The sequence below is a fragment of the Rhodococcus sp. OS5 genome, from assembly GCF_056837585.1.
In genome coordinates this window covers 1599422-1620705 of sequence record NZ_CM166368.1, presented here as the reverse complement: position 1 = coordinate 1620705, position 21284 = coordinate 1599422, and the positions used below count along the sequence as shown (strand labels likewise).

The 21284-nt window shown below is 63.6% G+C and carries 18 protein-coding genes and 1 pseudogene; 13 read left to right on the top strand and 6 right to left on the bottom strand.

Annotation, left to right across the window (positions count from 1 at the left end; all coding sequences use genetic code 11):
- The first annotated feature begins 52 nt into the window (after window positions 1-52).
- Both ACVZUB_RS07600 and ACVZUB_RS07595 read left to right on the top strand, forming a co-directional pair.
- The gene (locus tag ACVZUB_RS07600) at window positions 53-1198 is read left to right on the top strand and encodes a PucR family transcriptional regulator (RefSeq protein WP_003941492.1); all 1146 of its coding nucleotides are present in this window, start codon (window positions 53-55) and stop codon (window positions 1196-1198) included.
- Window positions 1199-1354: 156 nt separating this feature from the next.
- A complete protein-coding gene (locus tag ACVZUB_RS07595; protein WP_042926583.1) occupies window positions 1355-2608 on the top strand; it encodes an NAD(P)/FAD-dependent oxidoreductase in 1254 nt (417 codons plus the stop codon).
- On the opposite strand, the gene ACVZUB_RS07590 is transcribed toward ACVZUB_RS07595, so the two are convergent.
- Window positions 2580-3971, bottom strand: coding sequence for an amino acid permease (locus tag ACVZUB_RS07590; RefSeq protein WP_021333985.1), 1392 nt, complete (start codon window positions 3969-3971; stop codon window positions 2580-2582). The genes ACVZUB_RS07595 and ACVZUB_RS07590 overlap by 29 nt on opposite strands.
- Window positions 3972-4160: 189 nt before the next feature.
- Here ACVZUB_RS07590 and ACVZUB_RS07585 point away from each other — a divergent pair, with 189 nt between their 5' ends.
- The 7 genes from ACVZUB_RS07585 (at window position 4161) to ACVZUB_RS07555 (ending at window position 11634) form a co-directional block, all read left to right on the top strand.
- Window positions 4161-4631 (top strand): SRPBCC family protein, encoded by a 471-nt coding sequence (locus ACVZUB_RS07585; RefSeq protein ID WP_003941500.1) that lies wholly within the window; start codon window positions 4161-4163, stop codon window positions 4629-4631.
- A gap of 34 nt (window positions 4632-4665) precedes the next feature.
- Window positions 4666-5118: a hypothetical protein gene (locus tag ACVZUB_RS07580; protein WP_007733713.1), complete on the top strand. Its 453-nt coding sequence runs from the start codon at window positions 4666-4668 to the stop codon at window positions 5116-5118.
- Window positions 5108-6127 (top strand): DNA polymerase III subunit beta family protein, encoded by a 1020-nt coding sequence (locus tag ACVZUB_RS07575; protein WP_063314800.1) that lies wholly within the window; start codon window positions 5108-5110, stop codon window positions 6125-6127. The genes ACVZUB_RS07580 and ACVZUB_RS07575 overlap by 11 nt, the downstream gene beginning before the upstream one ends.
- A gap of 72 nt (window positions 6128-6199) precedes the next feature.
- Entirely contained in the window at window positions 6200-6913 is a 714-nt protein-coding gene (locus ACVZUB_RS07570; protein WP_003941540.1) for a phosphatidylserine decarboxylase, read from the top strand.
- A 59-nt stretch (window positions 6914-6972) separates the two neighbouring features.
- Window positions 6973-7803, top strand: coding sequence for a CDP-alcohol phosphatidyltransferase family protein (locus ACVZUB_RS07565; protein WP_029254795.1), 831 nt, complete (start codon window positions 6973-6975; stop codon window positions 7801-7803).
- A 21-nt stretch (window positions 7804-7824) separates the two neighbouring features.
- Window positions 7825-10002, top strand: coding sequence for an AAA family ATPase (locus ACVZUB_RS07560; protein WP_482628272.1), 2178 nt, complete (start codon window positions 7825-7827; stop codon window positions 10000-10002).
- A 9-nt stretch (window positions 10003-10011) separates the two neighbouring features.
- Window positions 10012-11634, top strand: coding sequence for an amidohydrolase (locus ACVZUB_RS07555; protein ID WP_083058907.1), 1623 nt, complete (start codon window positions 10012-10014; stop codon window positions 11632-11634).
- 90 nt (window positions 11635-11724) lie between these two features.
- Here the strand turns inward: ACVZUB_RS07555 and ACVZUB_RS07550 are convergent.
- Window positions 11725-12558, bottom strand: a pseudogene (locus ACVZUB_RS07550) (aminoglycoside phosphotransferase family protein).
- A 250-nt stretch (window positions 12559-12808) separates the two neighbouring features.
- Here ACVZUB_RS07550 and ACVZUB_RS07545 point away from each other — a divergent pair.
- Window positions 12809-14047 (top strand): HNH endonuclease signature motif containing protein, encoded by a 1239-nt coding sequence (locus ACVZUB_RS07545; RefSeq protein ID WP_047268845.1) that lies wholly within the window; start codon window positions 12809-12811, stop codon window positions 14045-14047.
- A gap of 88 nt (window positions 14048-14135) precedes the next feature.
- On the opposite strand, the gene ACVZUB_RS07540 is transcribed toward ACVZUB_RS07545, so the two are convergent.
- From ACVZUB_RS07540 to ACVZUB_RS07530, 3 genes are read right to left on the bottom strand one after another with little or no spacing between them, the layout of a single operon-like run.
- Window positions 14136-15155, bottom strand: a complete 1020-nt coding sequence (locus ACVZUB_RS07540) for a DUF2804 domain-containing protein (protein ID WP_003945035.1) — start codon at window positions 15153-15155, stop codon at window positions 14136-14138.
- Between the two features lie 2 nt (window positions 15156-15157).
- A complete protein-coding gene (locus ACVZUB_RS07535) occupies window positions 15158-15910 on the bottom strand; it encodes an isocitrate lyase/PEP mutase family protein (RefSeq protein ID WP_007730096.1) in 753 nt (250 codons plus the stop codon).
- 46 nt (window positions 15911-15956) lie between these two features.
- Complete coding sequence (locus ACVZUB_RS07530) at window positions 15957-17225, bottom strand: cytochrome P450 (protein ID WP_063314802.1); 1269 nt, start codon at window positions 17223-17225, stop codon at window positions 15957-15959.
- Between the two features lie 128 nt (window positions 17226-17353).
- On the opposite strand from ACVZUB_RS07530, the gene ACVZUB_RS07525 reads away from it, so the two are divergent.
- The 3 genes from ACVZUB_RS07525 to ACVZUB_RS07515 all read left to right on the top strand — a co-directional run bounded on the left by ACVZUB_RS07525 (window position 17354) and on the right by ACVZUB_RS07515 (window position 20873).
- Window positions 17354-17989, top strand: coding sequence for a TetR/AcrR family transcriptional regulator (locus ACVZUB_RS07525; RefSeq protein WP_042926208.1), 636 nt, complete (start codon window positions 17354-17356; stop codon window positions 17987-17989).
- A gap of 9 nt (window positions 17990-17998) precedes the next feature.
- Window positions 17999-19426 carry a hypothetical protein gene (locus ACVZUB_RS07520; protein WP_482628271.1) on the top strand — a complete coding sequence of 476 codons (1428 nt, stop codon included), beginning with the start codon at window positions 17999-18001 and terminating at the stop codon, window positions 19424-19426.
- Between the two features lie 67 nt (window positions 19427-19493).
- Window positions 19494-20873 carry a hypothetical protein gene (locus tag ACVZUB_RS07515; protein WP_482628270.1) on the top strand — a complete coding sequence of 460 codons (1380 nt, stop codon included), beginning with the start codon at window positions 19494-19496 and terminating at the stop codon, window positions 20871-20873.
- Here ACVZUB_RS07515 and ACVZUB_RS07510 read toward each other — a convergent pair.
- On the bottom strand, window positions 20830-21255 hold the full coding sequence (locus ACVZUB_RS07510; protein ID WP_482628269.1) for an NUDIX hydrolase: 426 nt from the start codon (window positions 21253-21255) through the stop codon (window positions 20830-20832). The two genes, ACVZUB_RS07515 and ACVZUB_RS07510, sit on opposite strands and share 44 nt — an antisense overlap.
- Window positions 21256-21284: the final 29 nt, after the last annotated feature.

Below are 21284 nucleotides of genomic sequence, written 5' to 3'. Positions count from 1 at the left end.
TGCCGAGGCGTCGGAACCCGAAATCCGTCGATCGCTCAGTAGGCTCCCACCCATGGACCTGCGCGACGACGACCTATTCTCCGTTGCCGGTTCTCTGGCCGAATTGCTCGGCGCTCCCGTCACGATCGAGGACGAGAACTCGACTGTCCTCGCGTACTCCGGCGGCGAGCAGGCCGTGGACGAAGCCCGCATCGGCACGATCCTCGGCCGGCAGGTACCCAGCCGATTCCGCCAATTACTCTCCGATGCAGGAGTATTCGATCGTCTCCACCGAGAGAGCGACCCAATCTACGTTGATCTCGAAGACCCTGCGATCACGCCGCGCCTGGTCATCGCAGTTCGCGAGAACGATCACCCCGTCGGCTCGATCTGGGTCGCACTCGCCGGAACACCGACGCCCACACAGGAATCGATACTTCGATCCGCGGTATCTGTCGTGGCCGAGAGAATCGCCTCGGAGCGTGACCGGGTCGACAGCACACGCCGTCGCCAATCCCAGCGCGTCCAAGCTCTGATCGGCGGTGGCGAACCCGCATTCCGCGCCGCAGACGACTTGCGGTTGGCAGGCCCGCTCACCGTCGTCGCCGTCGGAACCGTTGCGGGACCACTGCCGGCGGGGTTGGTCGCGTCCTTGAGCTTGTACCTCGACACTCTGGCCGTCGACGCCGTTGCCGCTCAACTGTCCGAGACCATCTACCTTGTCATCGCGACCGACGAGACCAACGCTCGCCGATTGTCCGCCGACTTCCTCACCCGCGCCCGTGGCCGCGAATTCCTGGCAGTGGCCGTCGGTCGGACAGTGAAGTCTGCAAGCGAATCACATCTTTCGCGCTCGGACACCGACCATGTTCTCGGAGCGCTTCGTCATGGCCGGTCCGGCGGAACCGTCGCGGGAATGAGGGACACGTTGGCCTCCGTTCTCGCCCTGCACGTCGCCGACATCATCGACGGACTCGGCGACTCCACACCACTCGGAAGCCTCGAACGTCACGACTCTCAGCACGGCAGCGATCTGGTCGCGACGGCAAAGGCCTTTCTCGAGCACGGCGGTGACGTGGCGAATTCTTCTGCCGCACTGCATGTTCACCCCAACACGCTCCGCAACCGCCTGCGTCGAGGCAAGGAGATGTGCGGCGTCGACCTGACCGACGCCGACACCCGCTTGATTCTGATGCTGCAGTTCAAACTCGCTCGCTGAGCAGGCGCGGCGGTGCGTTGTGCGAATCCACAACGAGGTAGCTCCGACGATGGCCGAACGGCCAGTCCTTTTGCCGCCCCCGCGATTCATGCTTGAGAGAAGAGCCGGATGTGACCGGCGTCTCGGTTCGAGCAGAGTCTGTAGAAGGAGTGCGTCATGGGAACTCGTCAGAGCCCCGATCGTGTGGTCGTGGTCGGTGCGGGCGTTGTCGGATTGTCGACGGCCTGGTTCTTGCAGGAACGTGGAGTCGAGGTCACCGTCGTCGATCGCGACGGCGTCGCAGCCGACGCGAGCTGGGGCAACGCCGGTTGGCTTGCCCCCGCATTGACGCTTCCGCTGCCCGAACCCGCAGTGCTCCAATACGGCTTGCGCGCGATGCTCAGCCCGTCGTCCCCGGTGTACGTGCCACTGACCACCGATCTGAAGCTGATTCGGTTCCTGGTCGGGTTCGCGCGCCACTGCACGCCGTCGAAGTGGCAGGAAGCGATGTCGGTCTACACCGAGGTCAACCGAACAGCCTTGGGCGCGTATGACGAACTCGCCGACGGTGGCGTCAAAGAGCTGACCCGCCTGGCCGATCCTTTCCTCGCCGCGTTTGCATCCGAGAAGGACCGACAGACTTTGGTGGACGAGTTCCATCACGTCGAGGCCGCGGGCGGCGAGGTCGACTTCGACCTCCTCGACTACGACGCGATTCATTCGCTCGAGCCTTCACTCGGCCAGGGTGTGAAAGCCGGTTTGCGCCTGCGCAATCAGCGTTTCATCGATCCCCCGTTGTTCGTGAACTCGTTGGCGGACGCGGTTCGTGAACGCGGTGGAGAAATCGTCAGCGGTTTCGACGTCACGCAGATCGACGATCGGGTCGGCGGAGTCACTGTTCGCAGTGCACACGGTGATTCACGCGACGGTGACTCCGTAGTCATCTCGAGCGGTGCCCGCTTGAACAAGCTCGCAGCACCGTTCGGTGTGCGCAAACTGGTGCAGGCCGGACGCGGATACAGCTTCAGCGTCAAGCCCGAGCACCTCCCCAAGAACCCTGTGTATTTCCCCACCCAGCGCGTCGCATGCACTCCGTTGCACGATCGCTTCCGAGTGGCCGGAATGATGGAATTCCGCAGCCCTGACGCGCCGCTGGATCCGCGCCGCGTGCAGGCGATCATCGATGCGGCCAAGCCGATGCTCAGCGGCATCGACTGGACTGCGAGGGAAGAGGAATGGGTGGGATCACGACCGTGCACTACCGACGGCTTGCCGTTGATCGGAGCCACGCGCTCGCCGCGCGTGCACGTCGCCGGTGGCCACGGGATGTGGGGAATCGCTCTGGGTCCGTTGACGGGAAAGATGGTGGCCGACTCGATGACCGGTGCTCAGACGCCGACCGTCATGAGTCACTTCGATCCGCTGCGCTGACAGCCGGTTTCACCCACTTGTAGTACGCGCCCGTCAGCAGAACCAGCCATCCGGCGCCGACGAGCAGCGCAACTCGGGTATCGGCGATGACGCCGAGCAACACGATGACAAAAGCCAGGAACACGATCGCGAAGATCTGACCGTACGGCCACAGCGGCACTGGAAACTTCAGTGCCGCTGTTTCGTCTGCACTCATCTGAGCGCGGGAACGGAACTGCGAGAGCAGGATCATGATCCAGACGAAAATGGTGGCGAAGGTCGCCAGCGAGGCGATGACGAGGAACACCTGGTCCGGGATCAGGTAGTTGAGCACTACTCCCACCAACAGGGCAACGGTCATGATGACAACGGTCATCCACGGAACACCGTTGGCGGAGACTCTCTTCATCACCTGCGGGGCCTGGCCGGCATGCGACATTCCGAACATCATGCGACCCGCACCGAAAACGTCGCTGTTGATGGCTGACAGGGCTGCGGTGATGACGACGATGTTGAGGATCGATGCGGCCGTTCCCAATCCGAGGTTCTCGAAGATCTGGACGAACGGGCTGTTGTCGGAGTTGATGGTCTGCCACGGAATGATCGCCATGATGACGGCGAGGGTGCAGATGTAGAAGAGAATGATGCGCACCGGGACCGTGTTGACGGCTTTCCTGATGGTCTGCGCCGGATCCTCGGCTTCGCCCGCGGTGATACCGATGATCTCGGTGCCACCGAACGCGAACATGACGATCGCGAAACACGCGACGAATCCGCCGAAGCCCGTCGCGAAGAACCCGCCGTCCGACCAGAGGTGGCTGATTCCGGCATCGGTGTCGTGAACGCCGAATCCGAACACGATGATCGCGATGCCGCCGGCGATCATCGCGATGATGGCGGTGATCTTCACGAGCGTGAACCAGAATTCCAGTTCGCCGAACACCTTGACGCTCAACAGGTTTATCGCGCCGATGAAGAAGACGACAGCCAGAACCCAGATCCATCTCGGTACGTCCGGGAACCAGAACTGCATGTACAGGCCGAAGGCGGTGACGTCGGCGAGGCACACGATCACCATCTCGAACGTGTACGTCCACCCGGTCATGAAACCGGCGAGTGGTCCGAGGTGCTTGTTCGCGTACTCGCTGAACGAACCGGAAACCGGGTTACGGACCGCCATCTCGCCGAGCGCTCGCAACACCAGGTAGACCGCGATACCGCCGATCAGGTAGGCCAGGAGCACCGACGGGCCGGCTCGTTTGATGGCCTCGGCGCTGCCGTAGAACAGTCCGGTTCCGATGGCTGATCCGAGGGCGATGAAGCGGATATGGCGCGCTGTCAGCCCTCGCTTGAGGCCATCCTGCGTCGCGGCGTCGCTGTTCACTTCTCGGTACTCCAGTCGGATGGATCGTCATACGTGCGCGAACCATTGTCCGCTACCACCGCGCGTGTTCCCGCACGACCCTGTTGGACGGCCGTACAGTGACCTGACACACATGGTCCATTGACGGATCGCTTACGATCGACAAAAGTGTTTGTAACTTTACGTAGCATCAACTCGACTGGAGAGACTGTGTCCAACACCCTCGAAGCAAGCATCGACATCGACGCATCACCGCAGGACGTGTGGGCAATCGTCGCCGACCTGCAGCGCATGGGCGAATGGAGCCCCCAGTGCAAGGTGATGAAGGTAATCGGCGGGACCGTGCGTGAGGGCGCCAAGACGATCAACGTCAACCGCAAGGGCCTGCTGGTCTGGCCGACGTCGTCGAAGGTCGTTCGCTTCGAGCCCAACAAGTCGGTGGCGTTCCGCATCGCGGAGAACCGCACGATCTGGTCCTACGAACTCGAGCCGACCGCTACCGGCACCAAAGTGACCGAGCGTCGCGAGGCTCCCACCGGAACGTCGAAGGTCTCGCAGTTCCTCGTCAAGACCGTCCTGGGCGGAAACGCCGACTTCGAGGTCGAGCTCGTTGAAGGCATGAATGCCACCTTGAAGCGTGTGAAGAGCGAGGCCGAGGCGGCTGCACGCACCTCTGCTTGACCCTCGACCTGGTCGAGGCATCAGGATCCGTTCCATGGATCCCGTGATGACACAGATAGCGCAGGCACAAGAATTGGCGAGCTCCGGCGATCGAGCCGGGGCTCGCTCTGCGTTCGAGAAGGTGTGGGAAGAGATCAGCGCCGCCCCCGATGCGCTCCACATCGTCTCCCTCGCGCACTACATGGCCGACGTTCAAGACGATCCGGCTCAAGAGCTCTGCTGGGACCTGCGCGCCCTCGACGCTGCAGATTCGTTGACCGACGCGCGAGCCCAGGAACACCACGCATCGCTGCAGGTCGCCGGTTTCTATCCATCGCTGCACCTCAACCTGGCTGCCGACTACCGCAAACTCGGACGCGACGCCGAGGCCGTCGAGCATCTGACGAAGGCCGAGGCGTCGGTCGGCACACTCGCCGACGACGGTTACGGCCGGATGATCAGGGGCGCTATCGAGCGACTGCGGGCAGAATTGATCCGTGACCACTAGTTCCGCCCTCTTGACGATCGGCGAGATGTCCAGGGCGTCGGCGCTCCCGATCAGCGCGCTGCGGTTCTACGACAAGGAAGGCGTGCTCGTCCCGCATTCCGTCGATCCGCACACCGGTTACCGCTGGTACACCGACGACCAACTCCGCGACGCACGCGTGATCGCCGGTATGCGGCGCGTCGGTGTTCCGATCCGCGACATGATGGCCGTCCTGACCGGACCGGAACCCCATTCGTGCCTCGACGCCCATCTGCGCAACCTCGAGGACGGTCTCGCCGACGCCCGCGCCGAACTGGGGCGAATTCACCGGCTGATCGATTCGCTACCTGCCTCCGGCGGCGTGGACATCGACTCGTGGGATCTACGACGCGCACTCGACGCCGTGCTGTTCGCAGTGAACGAGGAATCGGAGTTCCCGATACTTCGCGGCGTCCACCTCGACATTCACGACGGCGTCGCTGCGTTTGTCACCACTGATCAGTTCCGGCTCGCGGTCGCCGAGGTGAAAGTTCACTCCGCTCTGACGGTGTCCGCTGTCGTTCCCGTCACCTTCGCGCGATTGTTACGCGACGTCGCCGGCGTCGTGACGTTGACTTTCTCCGCGCGCACGGTGACTGCGTCGTATCCGGGAGGTGAGGTGTCCAGTCCCCTGATCGAGGACGGAGAGTTCCCTGATCACCGAATCCTGCGCGAGCACCACAACGCCGTCGAACTGAGCGGCGACCACCTTGCTGCCCTGCTCAACGGCACCGAGGACAGTGCCGTCGTCAGCGTCGGCGAAGACGGTGGTGCCCGGGTGGATCCGGGCGGAACAGATCCCCGTGAGAAGTTCCGAGTACTGGTCGACCGGCAGCGACTGCGCGACGCCGCCGCAGCCCAACCGGGGCGGCAACTGGTGATCCGAGTAAGCGGTGCGACGCTCCCGCTGGCGATACGCACCGGCGACTGTGTCGGGTACTACTCGTACTTGATGCCACTACAGCCTGTAGGAGAGAAGGCGTTCACGTAATCTATGGATGCTCTACCGCCCCGTACTGTCAGTGCGACCAGCAGAAGACCTACCGAGTAGTTAGAGGAGCCTGTGGCACGCCGACCCACACCCCCCGGAACCCCGCAACCCACCGGGATCGGACATATCGTCGATCTGGTTCGCCATGCGATTCCGCCACTTCATCCCGCCGGCCTGCCGTTCGTGCTGGCCCCGCTGGGAGTTGCAGCTCTGGGCCGCAACCGTAAGTGGGTGCGCCGAGCCGGTCTGACCACCGCCGCCGCATGCGCCACGTTCTTCCGTCACCCGCACCGGGTGCCGCCCAACCGCATCGGCGTCGTCGTCGCACCCGCCGACGGCGAGGTGGCGTTGGTCGACAACGCCGTTCCGCCCGCCGAGCTCAATCTCGGAAGCGAGCCGCGCCCGCGCGTCAGCATCTTCCTGTCGGTTCTCGACGTGCATGTCCAGCGCAGCCCTGTCGGTGGAACGGTCAAAGAGGTCGTTCACCAGGCAGGCAAGTTCCTCTCCGCAGATCTCGCCGACGCCAGCGAGGTCAACGAGCGCAACAGCATGCTGATCGAAACCGCCGATGGTCACGACGTTGCGGTTGTCCAGATCGCGGGACTGCTTGCACGCCGCATCGTCTGCTACGCCGGTGTCGGTGACGTCCTGCCGATCGGCGACACGTACGGACTGATCCGTTTCGGCTCACGCGTCGACACCTATTTCCCCGCCGGAACCACACTCCTGGTCGAGCCGGGACAACGCACGATCGGTGCTGAAACAGTTATCGCGCAACTGCCGTGAAGACGCCGAAGATGAAGTCAGCCGTGAAGAAGCCGGGAGCAGCCCAACCCGGCGCGAAGATGCCCAAACGCACCCAGGCGGTGCGGTTGCTGCCGTCCGTCATCACCATCCTGGCGCTGTGCGCCGGGCTGTCCGCCGTCAAATTCGCTCTCGACGGACAACCCGGTACCTCGCTCGCGATGATCGGCGCAGCTGCCGTCCTCGATTCACTCGACGGCCGCATCGCGCGACTGCTCGACGCCACCAGCAAGATCGGCGCCGAACTCGACTCACTGGCCGACTCCATCTCCTTCGGCGTCGCCCCGGCCCTGGTCCTGTACGTGACCTTGCTGGACGGCACCAGCATCGGCTGGATCATCGCGTTGATCTACGCGGTCAGCATCGTGTTGCGACTCGCACGTTTCAACACTCTGCTCGACGACGACGACGTCCCCGCGTACGCACGTGAGTACTTCGTCGGCGTTCCGGCTCCGGCCGGCGCACTCATCGCCCTTACTCCCCTGGCCGCGACGGCTCAGTGGGGTGACGGCTGGTGGTCTTCGCACTTCGTCGTCATCGTGTGGACGCTCTTCTCGGCTGCACTGATCGTCAGCCGCATCCCGACGCTGGCGATGAAGTCGGTATCCGTGCCGCCGCACATGGCGGCCGGCCTGCTCGTCCTGGTGACGTTGGCTGCGGCCGCACTCATCACCTACCCGTACATCCTGCTGATCGTTCTCATCGCGATCTACCTGGTGCACATCCCGTTTGCCGTGCACTCGAAGCGGTGGGTGGCAGCACGTCCCGAAACCTGGGACATCAAGCCTTCCGAACGCCGCGCGATCCGACGCCAACCCAACGTCGGTGGTCGCCGCTCGGCCGCTCGTCTCGGATTGCGGCGACCCCGCTAGTCCACGACGTACTCTCGAGAGGTGACTTCGCCGGAACTCGCCCTCACCGTTCGACTCAACACCTCTGCCGCCGACCTACGCCGCGGGGTAGTGCGCTTGCACCCCGAAGCGTTGGCGGCGTTGGGCATCCGCGAATGGGATGCCATCGCACTCATGGGAGCCCGCGGCACCGCGACCGTCGCGGGCCGTGCGCCCACCGGAACCCCGGCAGGCACGATCCTTCTCGACGACGTCACCATGTCGAACGTCGGCCTGACCGAGAACTCATCCGTCGTGGTCGGTCCGGTGACGGTGTACGGAGCGCGATCCGTCTCCGTCACCGGCTCGTCCATGGCGACAAATTCGATCAGCTCGACGGTTCTGCGACAAGCCCTTCTGGGCAAGGTCGTCAGCGTCGGCGACACGGTCTCGCTCCTCCGCCGCGATCTCGGTCCGGGTACGAGCACTTCCGAAGCCACCCAAGCGCTTTCCCGTACCTTCGGCGTCGCGTGGACATCCGAACTGCTCACCGTCACGGCCGTCGAACCTGCCGGTGGTCCGGTCAGCGTCCAGCCGAATTCGGCAGTCAACTGGGGTTCCGGCTCGGCGGGCACACTGACACCGAGTGCGCTTGTTTCCAGTCCGGCCGCCGTCGCGATCGAGCCTGCACCGTCGGTTCCGCTGGATCACCTCGTCGGCGCGCAAGCGCAGGCAGCCAAGCTGACCGAGTGGCTCGGCCTGGCACTCGACGAACCAGAACTGCTCCGTACGCTCGGCGCCTCCCCGCACCTCGGCGTCCTCATCACGGGCCCCGCCGGCGTGGGCAAAGCCACGTTGGCCCGCTCGGTCCTGTCCTCGCGCAAACTTGTCGAACTCGACGGCCCGGGAGTCGGTGCCACCGAGGCGAATACCCGCCTGCAGCGAATCGTCGACGCCGTTGCTGCCGTGCGCGGCGGTGGCGTACTGCTGATCAGTGACATCGACGCTCTGCTTCCGGCCACCGCGGAACCGGTATCCGCACTGATCCTCGAACAACTGCGCAGCGCCGTCGCAACCCCGGGCGTGGCATTCGTCGCGACCTCCGCCCATCCGGAGACCGTCGACGCGCGCCTTCGCGGACAGGATCTCTGCGATCGAGAACTCGCACTTACCCTGCCCGACGGCGCAACCCGCAAGGCATTGCTCGAACTCCTGCTCCGCCGCGTGCCCACCGGAACCCTCGAACTCGACGCCATCGCCTCGCGCGCACCGGGATTCGTGGTCGCCGACCTCGCGGCGCTCTGCCGTGAAGCTGCCTTGCGAGCGGCGACGCGGGCCTCCAAATCCGGTGATTCTCCGGAGATCACGCAGGAAGATCTTGTCGGTGCCCTCGAAGTGATTCGGCCACTGTCTCGTTCGAGTACCGAAGAACTGTCGATCGGCAGCGTCACCCTCGACGACGTCGGCGACATGGTCGAAACCAAACAGGCGCTCACCGAGGCGGTGTTGTGGCCGCTGCAGCACCCCGACTCCTTCGCGCGCCTCGGTGTCGACCCACCCCGCGGCGTGCTCCTCTACGGCCCTCCTGGCTGCGGCAAGACGTATCTCGTTCGTGCCCTTGCCAGCTCGGGGCACCTCAGCGTTCATGCCGTGAAAGGCGCAGAGCTGATGGACAAGTGGGTCGGCGCCTCCGAAAAGGCCGTAAGAGAGTTGTTCCAGCGCGCACGCGATTCGGCGCCCTCGTTGATCTTCCTCGACGAAATCGACGCCCTTGCCCCGCGTCGTGGTCAAAGTTCCGACTCCGGGGTGTCGGATCGCGTCGTAGCCGCGTTGCTGACCGAACTCGACGGCGTCGAACCGCTACGCGACGTCGTGGTGTTGGGCGCCACCAACCGACCGGATCTGATCGACCCGGCTCTTCTGCGCCCCGGCAGACTCGAACGTCTCGTATTCGTACCGCCGCCGGATGCGGAGGCCCGCAAAGCGATTCTGCGTGCTTCCGGCAAGTCGGTACCGCTCGCCGAAGATGTCGATTTGGACATTCTGGCCGTCGATCTCGAGGGATACTCGGCAGCAGACTGCTCGGCTCTCCTGCGTGAGGCTGCACTCGCCGCCATGCGTCGGAGCATGGACGCGGCCGACGTGACGGCCGCGGACGTGGCAACCGCCCGTGAGAAGGTACGTCCCTCACTCGATCCCGAGCAGGTGGCACACCTACAGGCGTACGCGGACAACCGATAAGGACTGACCATGGCTGCTGATCTGGTTCTGTACGGCGACATCGTGACCATGCACGAGGAAGCACCACGCGCCCAGGCGCTCGCCGTGACGGGCGGCCGGATCACAGCCGTCGGCGCGCGCACGGACGTCGAGGAACTGGTGGGGCCGGATACCCGCGTCGTCGACGTCGGAGGTGCCACTGTTCTGCCGGGGTTCATCGAGCCACACGGTCACCCTTTGGAAGAAGCCATCGTGCTCGGGCCTGACGTCGTCGACATCCGGCCTGTCACGATCGCCGAGGCGGACGCCGTAGTTGCTGCCGTCGTCGACACTGTTCGTTCGCGAGGTGCTGCCGGCGCTTCTCTGAACGGTTGGGACCCGTTGCTGCAGAAGGGCCTACCCGACCCGACCATCGACTGGCTGGACTCCGTAGCGCCGGAGTACCCCCTCGTGATCATGCACAACTCGGGACACGTCGCGTATTTCAACACGGCGGCAGCAGTGCAGGCCGGCATCACCCGCGATACCCCCGATCCGATCGGCGGATCGTACGGCCACGACGCGACGGGCGCACTCGACGGAGCCGCGTACGAAATGCCTGCGGTGTTCGCAGTCGCGGGCCACGCAGTCACTATCAGTGACGACTTCCCCGCACTGGTGGCGGCCGAATGCGCCCGACTGAACGCCGCCGGAATCACCACCATCGCCGAATTGTCGTTCGACCCCAAGATGCGGCCCGCCCTGGCCGCAATAGCCGACGCCGGACTGCTCACCACCCGCCTGCGGCTCTACGAAATGTCCAACGACGCACGCACTACCGAGGCGTCGCCGGGCGACGGAAACGACCTGGTGCGCCAGATCGGCATCAAGGTCTGGTCCGACGGTTCGCCGTGGGTCGGCAACATCGCCACCAGTTTCCCGTATCTCGATACCGAAGCCACCCGTGCGCTCGGGATCGCCTGCACGCACGGGCATGCCAACTACACCGGCGAACAGATCCACGACATCAGTTCCGCTTACTTCGCCAAGGGGTGGCAGATGGCGTGCCACGCCCACGGCGACGACGCGATCACCATGGTTCTCGACGCGTGGGAGCAGCTTCTGAAGGAGCACCCCCGGCCCGATCACCGGTTGCGCCTCGAACATGTCGGCGCGATGCGTCCGGATCAGTTCGCCCGCGCAGCGGAACTGGGCGTCACGGTCAGCATCTTCATCGACCACTTGCACTACTGGGGTGACGTTCTGGTGGATGACCTGTTCGGCCCCGAATACGGATCCGTCTGGGCCGCAGCAGGATCTGCACTCGCCGCCGGGCAACGGTTCACCTTCCACAACGACGGTCCCGTCACCCCCGCCAATCCGCTACGGAATATGCAGGACGCCGTCACCAGACTTTCGCCCAGCGGCCGCGTCGTGGCACCCCAGGAACGGATCCCCGTGGATGCCGCAGTGCGCGCCCACACGGTCAACGCCGCGTGGCAGCTGTTCAGCGAAGATCACATCGGGTCCATCTTTCCCGGTGCCTACGCGGATTTGGTTGTGCTGTCGGCAAATCCCCTCGACGTCGAGCCGGCCGAGCTGGCCGACATCACGGTGCTCGCCACCGTCCTGGAGGGCCGGACGGTGTACGGAGACCTGAGCGCGATCGGCTGATCGGTCGCCGAACGCCGTGGACAAAGGCCGATAACCTTCTCTGCTCGAGTTCCAAGGATTGTTGCGAAAACGGAGACGGCGCAAGTGGTCTCAGGGTCCGGTGCGGATGTCGTCAACGACCTGAGCAATCGCATGTTTCGCCCAGGCCGTGATCTGCTCGTTCGTGTCGCGGTAGTACGGCAAGGCAACCAATGCAATTGACAGAGCCCATGCGCGGCCACGCGTCCAAGTTCCCTCGTCCACGTCAACATGAAGCCGGAATGTATGCCGAGTGCTCGGCGTCAGCAGAGTCCATGCAATGAGGCAGTCGATTGCCGGGTCTCCGAGAGCGAGTCCACCCCAATCGATCACGGCCGAAAGGCTGCGGTCGCTCACCAGGATGTTTCCCGGGTGCAGATCCGAGTGCATCCACACCGCTGGGCCTGCGTAGTCGATGACGTGGCGCGCCTTTTCTCACGCCGCCTCCGTCAGCGCTCCGTTCAGCAGGTCGCCACACGCTGCAATACTCGCTCGAGTCGCTGAATCTCGTCGCTCAATCGGATCGGCCCGGTAGGAATGCAGCGATCCCTGTGGGCGCAATCCGAGTGTGTCGATCCGACGTAGACTGTTCACGAAGTCTGCGAGTTGGATGGCCAGGTGGTCATCGACCATGCCGGGCACAGGGTTTCGCCCTGGCACCCACGGGTGCACCGACCATTGCCACGGGTATCCGAAGGCCGCCTCACCCACACCTACCGGAACGGGCACGGGGACCGGCAGGTGTGGAGCCAGATGCGGCACCAACTGTTGCTCCTTTGTGATTCCCTCTGCCGCACCTGGGGTGCGGGGCATACGGATTACGAGTGAATCGCCTACTCGGATCATGACGTTGTCGGTGCCGATCGACTCGACCAAGCGCAACGGCAGATTGGCCCACTGTGGCATCTGACTCGAGAGCAATCGCCGCACCAACGCAACATCGATGTCTGGTTCCTCCATGTGCAACTTCCGAATCTGCATGACATGAGCAGCATCACCGACCGCGACACATCCAGACCTCCTTCGCCGTGACTGCCGCAGATCGAATGAACATCCGAAAAGTCCCAAAAATCGGAATTGTCGAAAATTATTGCATAGGAACAGTTTTCGAGATACAAGTCTTGTGTTCGAAACTTTGTTCGATTAGACTTTTAGCATGGACAGTCGGGAAGCGTGGCAACTGGATAGCGAGGACCTCAAGAGCGAGGTTCTCGATCTGGTGCGCGCCCGACACGAGTTGCAGTCGCGGATGGTGCTGCTGATCGTGGAGATGTTTTCCCGGGAGGTTCTCGGCGGGAAGGGTTTTCGGGCGATCGCGCAATGGCTGCACGGGTCGACGAATCTGGAGATCGGTGAGTGCAGTCTGCTGGTCGGGTTGGCGCGGTTGCTGATGCTCGAACCCGTGGTGGGCGATGCGTTTCACCGCGGTGACGTTGATGCGTTGAAAGCCCGTCAGGTGGCGTCGTTTTGTCAGCATCCACCGAAGAACATGACCCTGGCGGATGTGGACAAGGCCCGCGGGATCCTGCTTGGCCTGGCGTCGAAGAACATCGCCGATTGTGATGCGGTGCGGGCGGCGATCCGGCGGATCGAGAAGCAGTACGGCAAACGCGAGGACGGCGTTCCGGTCGGCGAGGATTCCGAACGTAACGAGTTCTACGCGTCGAAAGGCCTGTACGGCAGAGTAACTGTGAAGGGCGAACTGGATGCTGTGAACGGGGCCCGGTTGATCACGTTGTTGTCGAGCCTGTCGGCTCCGACACCGGAGAAGGACGGCGTCAAAGACACCCGCACCCCGGCGCTGCGGCGTGCGGACGGGTTTTGTGAGTTGTTGCGCCGGTATGAGCGGGCGGGGTTGGGCCCGATCGAGGGCGGGGTGAAACCGCACATCACGGTCACCGCCAGCGCGAAAGACATGACGGATCTGCAAGCGTTGAAGGACTTGCTGCCGTCGACCGATGAACTCGGGTTTGCGTGGACGGATTGGGTAGGTCCGATCAGTATCGATACCGCGCGGATGTTGGCGTGCGACTGCACCGTGACGCGGATTTTGTTGGATGAGAATGGTGTTCCGCTCGAGTGCGGTAAGGAAGCGAGAACAGCGACGGTGCCGCAGAGGCGGGCGTTGGCGGTTCGTGATGGTGGGTGTGCGTTTCCGGGATGCGGAACGCCGTCGGGGTGGTGCGATGCTCATCATATTGTTCACTGGAACGATGGTGGCCCAACAGATCTCGACAATCTGATCTTGTTGTGCGGTCATCACCATCGGACGCTGCACCACACGGAGTGGCGGGTGGAGATCGGCCCGGATCGGAAATCGGTGTTCTATCCACCGATGTCGATCGATCCGTTCCAGCGGCCGATCGGCGGGAACAGCCCACCAACAGCCGCCTGAAGTGAAACAACTCGAGACGCGAGCACCGGGGCACGATCATGCCCCGGTGCTCATGCTGCGTTCCGTCATCTTCGCGGAGACGTACGGCCTACCAGCGGTTCCGAACCTCCTCGGCAAATCCGAGGAGATCTCGAACCACCACGGAGGTACCGTCGTCGAGGATCACTGTGCCGGAGAACTTTCCGAACACCTGATGCTGAATCGAACGCAGCACCCCGACGTCGAAAGTCGCGGCACGGTCGATGATCGGCTCGAAAGTCATCTCGAAGCGACCATCGTTGCTCGAGAAGTTCCACGGAGCGCCGTCGTACGTTCCCTGCGGGATGCCGAAGTCGATCCTGTCCAGTTTGTGTGCCCGGCCGCCGACAAACACGATGTTCTCGCTGGCCGCCGTAGTGTCGCCGAAGCCGTAACCGATGTTGAATCCGAACCGCTCGCCGTTCACCAGTCCGGATGCAGAACCCCAGTACCAGGTGTTGTCGTAAGTCCAGACTCCCCTGCCCCAATCGAGAACGCCGAACGAGTCTTCCGAGCGAAATGTGAAGTCGTCGCTCCCGATTCGCACGGTCCCGGCAGCGGGCAGGCAGTTGATCTTCTGGTTGTAGTAAAACGAACGGGACGCCTTCGGAAACGGTGTGGCGATCACCATCCGGTCATCGGCAGGACTCGCCAGGAACAAGTCGGCATGAAGACCTCGTCCACCGTCGAAAGCCGGGTAGTCGACGATCAGGTGGCGCCCACCGTCCACATGGCGAAACTCGAAGCGAGCTTTACCTTTCGACACCACCACATCACCGTCGTCGGCGCTTTCGGGCAGACCGAGCCTTCCCATCGGGAACGGCAGCATCACGTTTTCGGTGATCTCGTGTGGTGTTCGGAAATCGAGCCAGGAGACCCCGAGCAAGCCCATGTACCCGTTGTCGGCGACGGTCAGCGCGATGCCGTAATCCGCAGTGAGAACGCAGTAGTAGTCCCACTCCTTGATCCGGAACTTGGGAGCGGTGATCGCAGAGCGTCGATACTTGCGAATCTCCGATGGGGCCCAACCCGTCTCGACCAAATGTCCGCCATCGTCGAGAAGCGGGCCGGGCGACATCAGTGTCTGCATTCTTACTTCCAGCGTCCCAAGATCTCGTTCGCACGGTTGGCCAATGCCATCTGGAAGAACGGACCGAAGCTCACACGTGCCACTCCGAGCGGACCGAAACTTGCCGGGTCGTCCTGATCCGGGATTCCGATCGCATTGATCGGAAGTGGGAGCTCGGACGTCAGGCGGCGCTGGGTCGCGTCGTCATGGCGCCCGACGGGGTAGAGAACGTCGGCGCCGGCGTCGGCCGCCAGCTTGAGGCGTGCGATGGCGCGATCGACGCGATCGGACTCGTCACCGACCTGCTTCACGAACAGGTCGGTGCGCGCGTTGACGACAACGTGAACTCCGGCTGCGTCGGCGGCCTGACGAAGCCCACCCACGAAGTCGGCGTGCTCCTGCGCCTCGCGCAAGCGTCCGCCTTCACTGTGAACGGTGTCCTCGATGTTGAGTCCGACAGCGCCGGCATCGATCAACCCGTCGATGAGAACTGCCGGCTCGAGCCCGTAACCACCCTCGATGTCCACCGAGATCGGGGCGTCGACCGCACCGGTGATCTGCTTGATCCGGTGCAGAAGTTCGTCGAAGGTGATGCCCTCGTTGTCCGGCTTGCCGATGGAATCGGAAACCGGATGACTGCCTACCGTCAGGGCTGCAAAACCGGCAGCCACCGCAAGATTCGCCGACCACGCGTCCCACACCGTCGGGAGAATGACCGGATTACCTGGCTGGTGCAACGCCAGTAGAGCAGTTGCCTTGTCGTTGATCGAAGTCATGCGGTGGCTCCTCGAGATCGTGGGGTGTACCTCTCACCTACCGACTCTAGTGAGCGACCGGGCAGCCTGTGCTCTTGTAATCGACCTGGAACTCCTTGATGCCGTTGATCCAACCCGAGCGCAGACGGCGCGGATCACCGATCTTGGTGATGTCCGGGACGTTGTCGGCGATCGCGTTGAACATCAAGTCGATCTCCATACGAGCGAGGTTGGCACCGATGCAGAAGTGCGCGCCCGTTCCGCCGAAGCCCAAGTGCGGATTGGGGTTACGAGTGATGTCGAACGTCATCGGGTTCTCGAACACGTCCTCGTCGAAGTTCGCGGAGCTGTACAGCATCACCACGCGCTGCCCCTTCTTGATCGACACTCCTGCCAATTCCGTGTCCTCGAGCGCGGTGCGCTGGAAGGCGGTGACGGGTGTCGCCCAACGGACGATCTCGTCGGCCGTCGTCTTGGGACGTTCCTTCTTGTACAGCTCCCACTGCTCGGGGTTGTCCAGGAACGCGATCATTCCGTGCGTGATGGCGTTGCGGGTGGTCTCGTTCCCTGCGACCGCCAGGATGAGCACGAAGAACCCGAACTCCTCCGGGCTCAAGGAGTCGCCGTCGATGTCGGCCTGGACCAGAGTGGTGACGATGTCGTCTGCCGGGCAGGTACGACGTGCGTCTGCCATTTGGTACGCGTATCCGAGGACCTCGGTGGACGCGACTGCCGGATCACCCTGGTATTCCGGGTCGTCGTAGCCCATCATCTCGTTGGACCACTTGAACAGCTTGTCCCGATCGTCCTGCGGTACACCGATCAGATCCGCGATCGCCTGGAGCGGCAGCTCGCTGGCAACCTGCTTCACGAAGTCGCCCGGGCCTTCGCTCACAGCGGTGTCGACGATGCTCCGTGCACGACGATCCAATTCGTCGCGCATGCCGTTGATCGCGCGAGGCGTGAACAGCTTCGAAATCAGCTTGCGGAGCTTGGTGTGCTCCGGTGCATCCTTGTTGAGCAGAAGATGCCGGAGCATCTCGACGGCCTCACGTGGCATGTCGTCGGCGAAACGCGCGATCGCGGTGTTCTCCCAGCTCGAGAACACATCGCTGCGCTGGCTGACCTCTTTGACGTCAGCGTGACGCGAGACCACCCAGTAGCCCTCGTCCTGGAATCCACCGACCGTCGACGGCTGCTCACACCACCACACGGGTGCGTTGCGACGCAGTTCGGCGAATTCCTCGAAAGGGATCCGCTCCCCGAGGACAGCAGGATCGGTGACGTCGAATCCGGCCGGCAGGTCAGGCGTGCGTGTTGTGTCCGAGATGGTCATGGCGTCCTCTGATCGGTCGAATGTGCGCTACACCACAGAGTAGCTTTCACTAACGGACTGTCAAGTGAAAGACGGAGAGTCTCGTGCAACTGACCCGTGAGAGCCCCCGCGGCACTAGGATCCTGGTAATGACAGATACCTCCGGCAGACTGACGCTGCGAGAGAAGCAGAAGCAGCGAACCCGCGCAGACCTCGTGGATGCCGCCGGCGCGCTCTTCACCGAACGCGGATACGCGGCTGTCACCGTCGAGGACATCGCCGGCCGGGTCGGTTGCAGCCGAGCCACCTTCTACCTGCACTTTCCCGGGAAGATCGACATCCTCAAGGCGCTCGGCTCGAACACCGTAGTATCCAGCACCCTCGCCATATTCCAGGATCTCGACCACGTACTCGATTCCGGTTCGCGCGAAGAATTCGCCGGCTGGATCAACCGCGCTCTCGACTGGTGCCGCGATCACCACCACATGATGCGGGCGTGGGACGAGGCCATGGTCCTCGAACCCGAGTTCCGCACACTGGCCCGCGAAGGCATCTCCGCACTGCCCAACGCGATGCCGTCGTACCTGGCACGCTGGCCGCAGAGCCGACACGACGAGGCGAAACTCCGGGTCGAACTCCTGCTGACACAAGTCGAGCGCTTCTTCATTCGCTGGGCGGAACAGGGCGCGATCACCGCGGGTGCGGACGTCGCAGCAGACGTTCTCACCGACATCTGGTTTCCGGCACTCACGCCGCCCACGACCGATGTCGCGGCGCCGCGATAGGTTGGCCCGATGCCACTCGATCTTCGAGCGATCCTCACCACCGTCGCTGCGCTCCTGTCCGGGATACTCGCGGCGCTGGCCCTGACCAATCCCGTTCTCCGTGACTGGGCCATCGTGGCCTCCCCGTCGGAAGTAGATCGCTGGATCAGCAGTGGACCCACCGCTGTAGGGCTCGGCGCCGTGGTTGCCGTGCTTGCCTGCGCACTCTCACAGCGTCGCGGCTCCCGTCGGGCAGCCTGGATCGCGATCACCGTCGGGGTCGCCGTCATCGCGATCATTCGGGCAGTCGTGCCCGAGGTTGCGTCACTGGACCTGCTGATCGCCTTGATCGTCGTCAAAAGTGTTGCAGCCGGTGCGATTCTGGGTTGTGTGGTTGCCGTCAGTTGGGATCGCACCGCCACGAAGAACGCCACCCTCCTCGGCGTGCTTGCCACCTTCCTCGCGGTTCGCACGTTCTCCGGCGGGACGGGCCGGATGAGTACGTCTTCGGTAGGTGAGCCGTCGTGGTGGTTGATCGGCGCCACGGCCGCAGCAGCAATCGCCTGTGCAGTGACCGCGCAATCCGGCTTCCGGATCCGCAAGCCCGACGCGGGCGAAATCCGCATCGCGCTCGTGGTGATCGCCGCGCTGGCGATCGGGCATCGAGTGCTCAGCGCCGTGATCGATCGCCAGCAGTACGCGTCCGAGGCGACCGCCTGGATCGTCATGGTTTTGGCGGCAGGCGCTGCGCTCGCGTTGACATGGATCGCCGCCTACCGTCTCGGCGACACCTCCGGTGCTGGTGGCAAGTTCCTCTGGGCCGCAACCGCTCTGGCCGCTGCGTCGGCCCCGCTCTTCGTCGACATCGCGAAGGGTTCCGGCCACTGGGGAGACCTGAAGTCCCCTTGGGTACTGGTGCTTTTCGCGGCCCTGCCGGTTGCCGTCGGATTGAGGCTGCACAAGCAGGTGCCAAACCTAGTGCCCATCGTCGTCCTCGTTGCGGTACCGCTGTCAGAACTACTGCCCTTCGACTCCGCGCACGGTGTCTGGTCAATCGCACTGAAGATCGCCTCGCTGGGTCTCGCCGCCGGATTGCTGTTCGGTGCCCTGGCTCCCGGCAGCCTGGTCGACGCCACACTCGGACTCGCCATTCCCTTTGCCGCAATGACCTTCTCGTCGATCGCCATTCTCACCGATCAGCTCACCGCGCCGCCAGAGTTGACAGCGGCAGACATTCAGCGATTGATGGAACTTCCCATCCCGGCGCACGTCAGCGCCAACGGAGGACTATTCGGACGCGGAATAGGCATCACCATCGACTACGTCACCCCTCAGACCGTCGGCACTGCAATCCTCTTCGCCTTGATCATCGGCTTCTGCGGTGCAGCGATCCTCCGACGGTCCCATCCACCCGTCGACACCACGGAATCTCGGATCGAACCGGAGCCAGTCGACTGACACACCGTCACCGGACTGAGACCTGCTATTGCGGTGCAACTGGTACCGGATTGACTATTTTGGAGCAGTGCCCATCGCCCGCAGGACGCTGCTCGTCGCGCTGAGTGGTGTGACGGCATTCGTCGTCACCGTCGTCGCCTTGGCACCGTTCGTGAACAGCCAGTCGACGTCGATTTCGACGGGCGACAGGTTCTGGTCGATCTCGACGATCGGCGCCGGCGTTCTGGCTGTCGTCGCGGTCGGGACAGCCGCGATGATGGCCCGCTGCCGCTTGCGGACCGCGGCCATGACGGTCTTCGGTGGACTCCTACTCGAACTGCCCGGGCTCTACGATCACAACTTCGAGGCACTCTCACCCGTGGGTGCGGGAGTCGCTGTCGGCGCGGTCACGGTTGCTGCCGCTCCCCGGGTCCGAGCCGCTTCCGTCGCGGGAACGATTGTTGCCGTGCATGTCTCGGATTCACTCCTCGACGAAGACGCTATTCCTCGGCGGTACGCGGACTACATCGCCGACAACACCAACCAGTTTCAACCACCAGTGTTGGGGGCAACACTGCTCGCGCTCGCTTTGGCCGCCGCCTGCGTCGCCGCGTTCTGGTTCCACGACTTCGACAAGGACCACCCCAAGGAACGGATGGCCGTTCGACCGGTGACTATCGCGGCGGTGCTCACTCTCTTCGGGGTCGCTGCGAATTGGTGGTTCGAGATCACCACCGTCACGGCGGCGGTGCCTCTACTACTCGTCGCGCTGGTGATCACGGTGATCTGCGCGCGGGTGCTGGGCGACGGCAGTCGAATCCTGCTGATGTGTACCGCTGCCGTCGCAACTCTGGCGGCGGTCTCGGCGAACCGTCCCGCAACCGAAGCCATGGAATTGTCGAAAACCCCCGCCTCCACCGCCGTCGTGATCGGACTCGTCATCGTCGCCGCGGCAGCGATCGGCGCGATCGCTCCCTCGCGAGTCGTCGGCTACGGATTGCTCCTGACGGTCACGGTCGCCGGGATCGTCAGCTACGCCACGTCGCCGTCGCCGAAGATCGGTGACGTTCTCACGATCAGCGATCTTCTTGTCGCCTTCACCGCTGCGGTCGTCACATACGCGATCGCCAGCGCGATGTACCGAGAGCCACCGCGGACCGGAGCGTCGCGAGCACTCGTCGGACTCGGTGTCATCTTCGGCCCGACGGCGCTGGCCCTGCTCGTCTATCCGCAGTTCGACTACGGATGGACGGCGTACACGCCGCTCGACGAGAACAAGCCCTTCAACGGCATCACGACGGTCGGCCCGTTCGAAATCTCGACCGACATTCTGATACTCGACGCCGTGGCGCTGATCATCGTGGCCGTCTGCGCCTACGTGAGTCTCCGATTGGGGCGGATCAATCGATCCGTTCCTCCGCCGATCAGTCGATCAGATCCATCGACGCCAGGCGATGGAACACTTTGAGCGATCCGGGCGCCACCTCGTCCATCGCTGCGTACTCGGCGAGCGTGAAGTAGCGGAACTCGGCGATCTCGCTGGTCGGGTGCGGGTCTCCGGCCATCTCCGCCAGATAACAACTCATGTGCAGGCCCGTGTCCGCGGAATGTCCGAAAGCGTGAGCCTCGAAGACGTCGAGGAACGTGACCGTCCCGTCGACCAGATCGACGTCGAGTTCCTCCCGAATTTCGCGGTGCAGTGCCTGCTCGGGCGTCTCCCCCGGGTCGATCTTTCCGCCGGCCATGTAGAACGCCGTCTTGCCCACGGAGCGGGTCTGGATCAGCTTGCGGTCACGAATGTGTGCAAGGGCAGCGGTACGGATGACCGTGGTGGGTGTCGACGAATTCACGTCGTCCAACCTACGTGTATCAGCGAGTG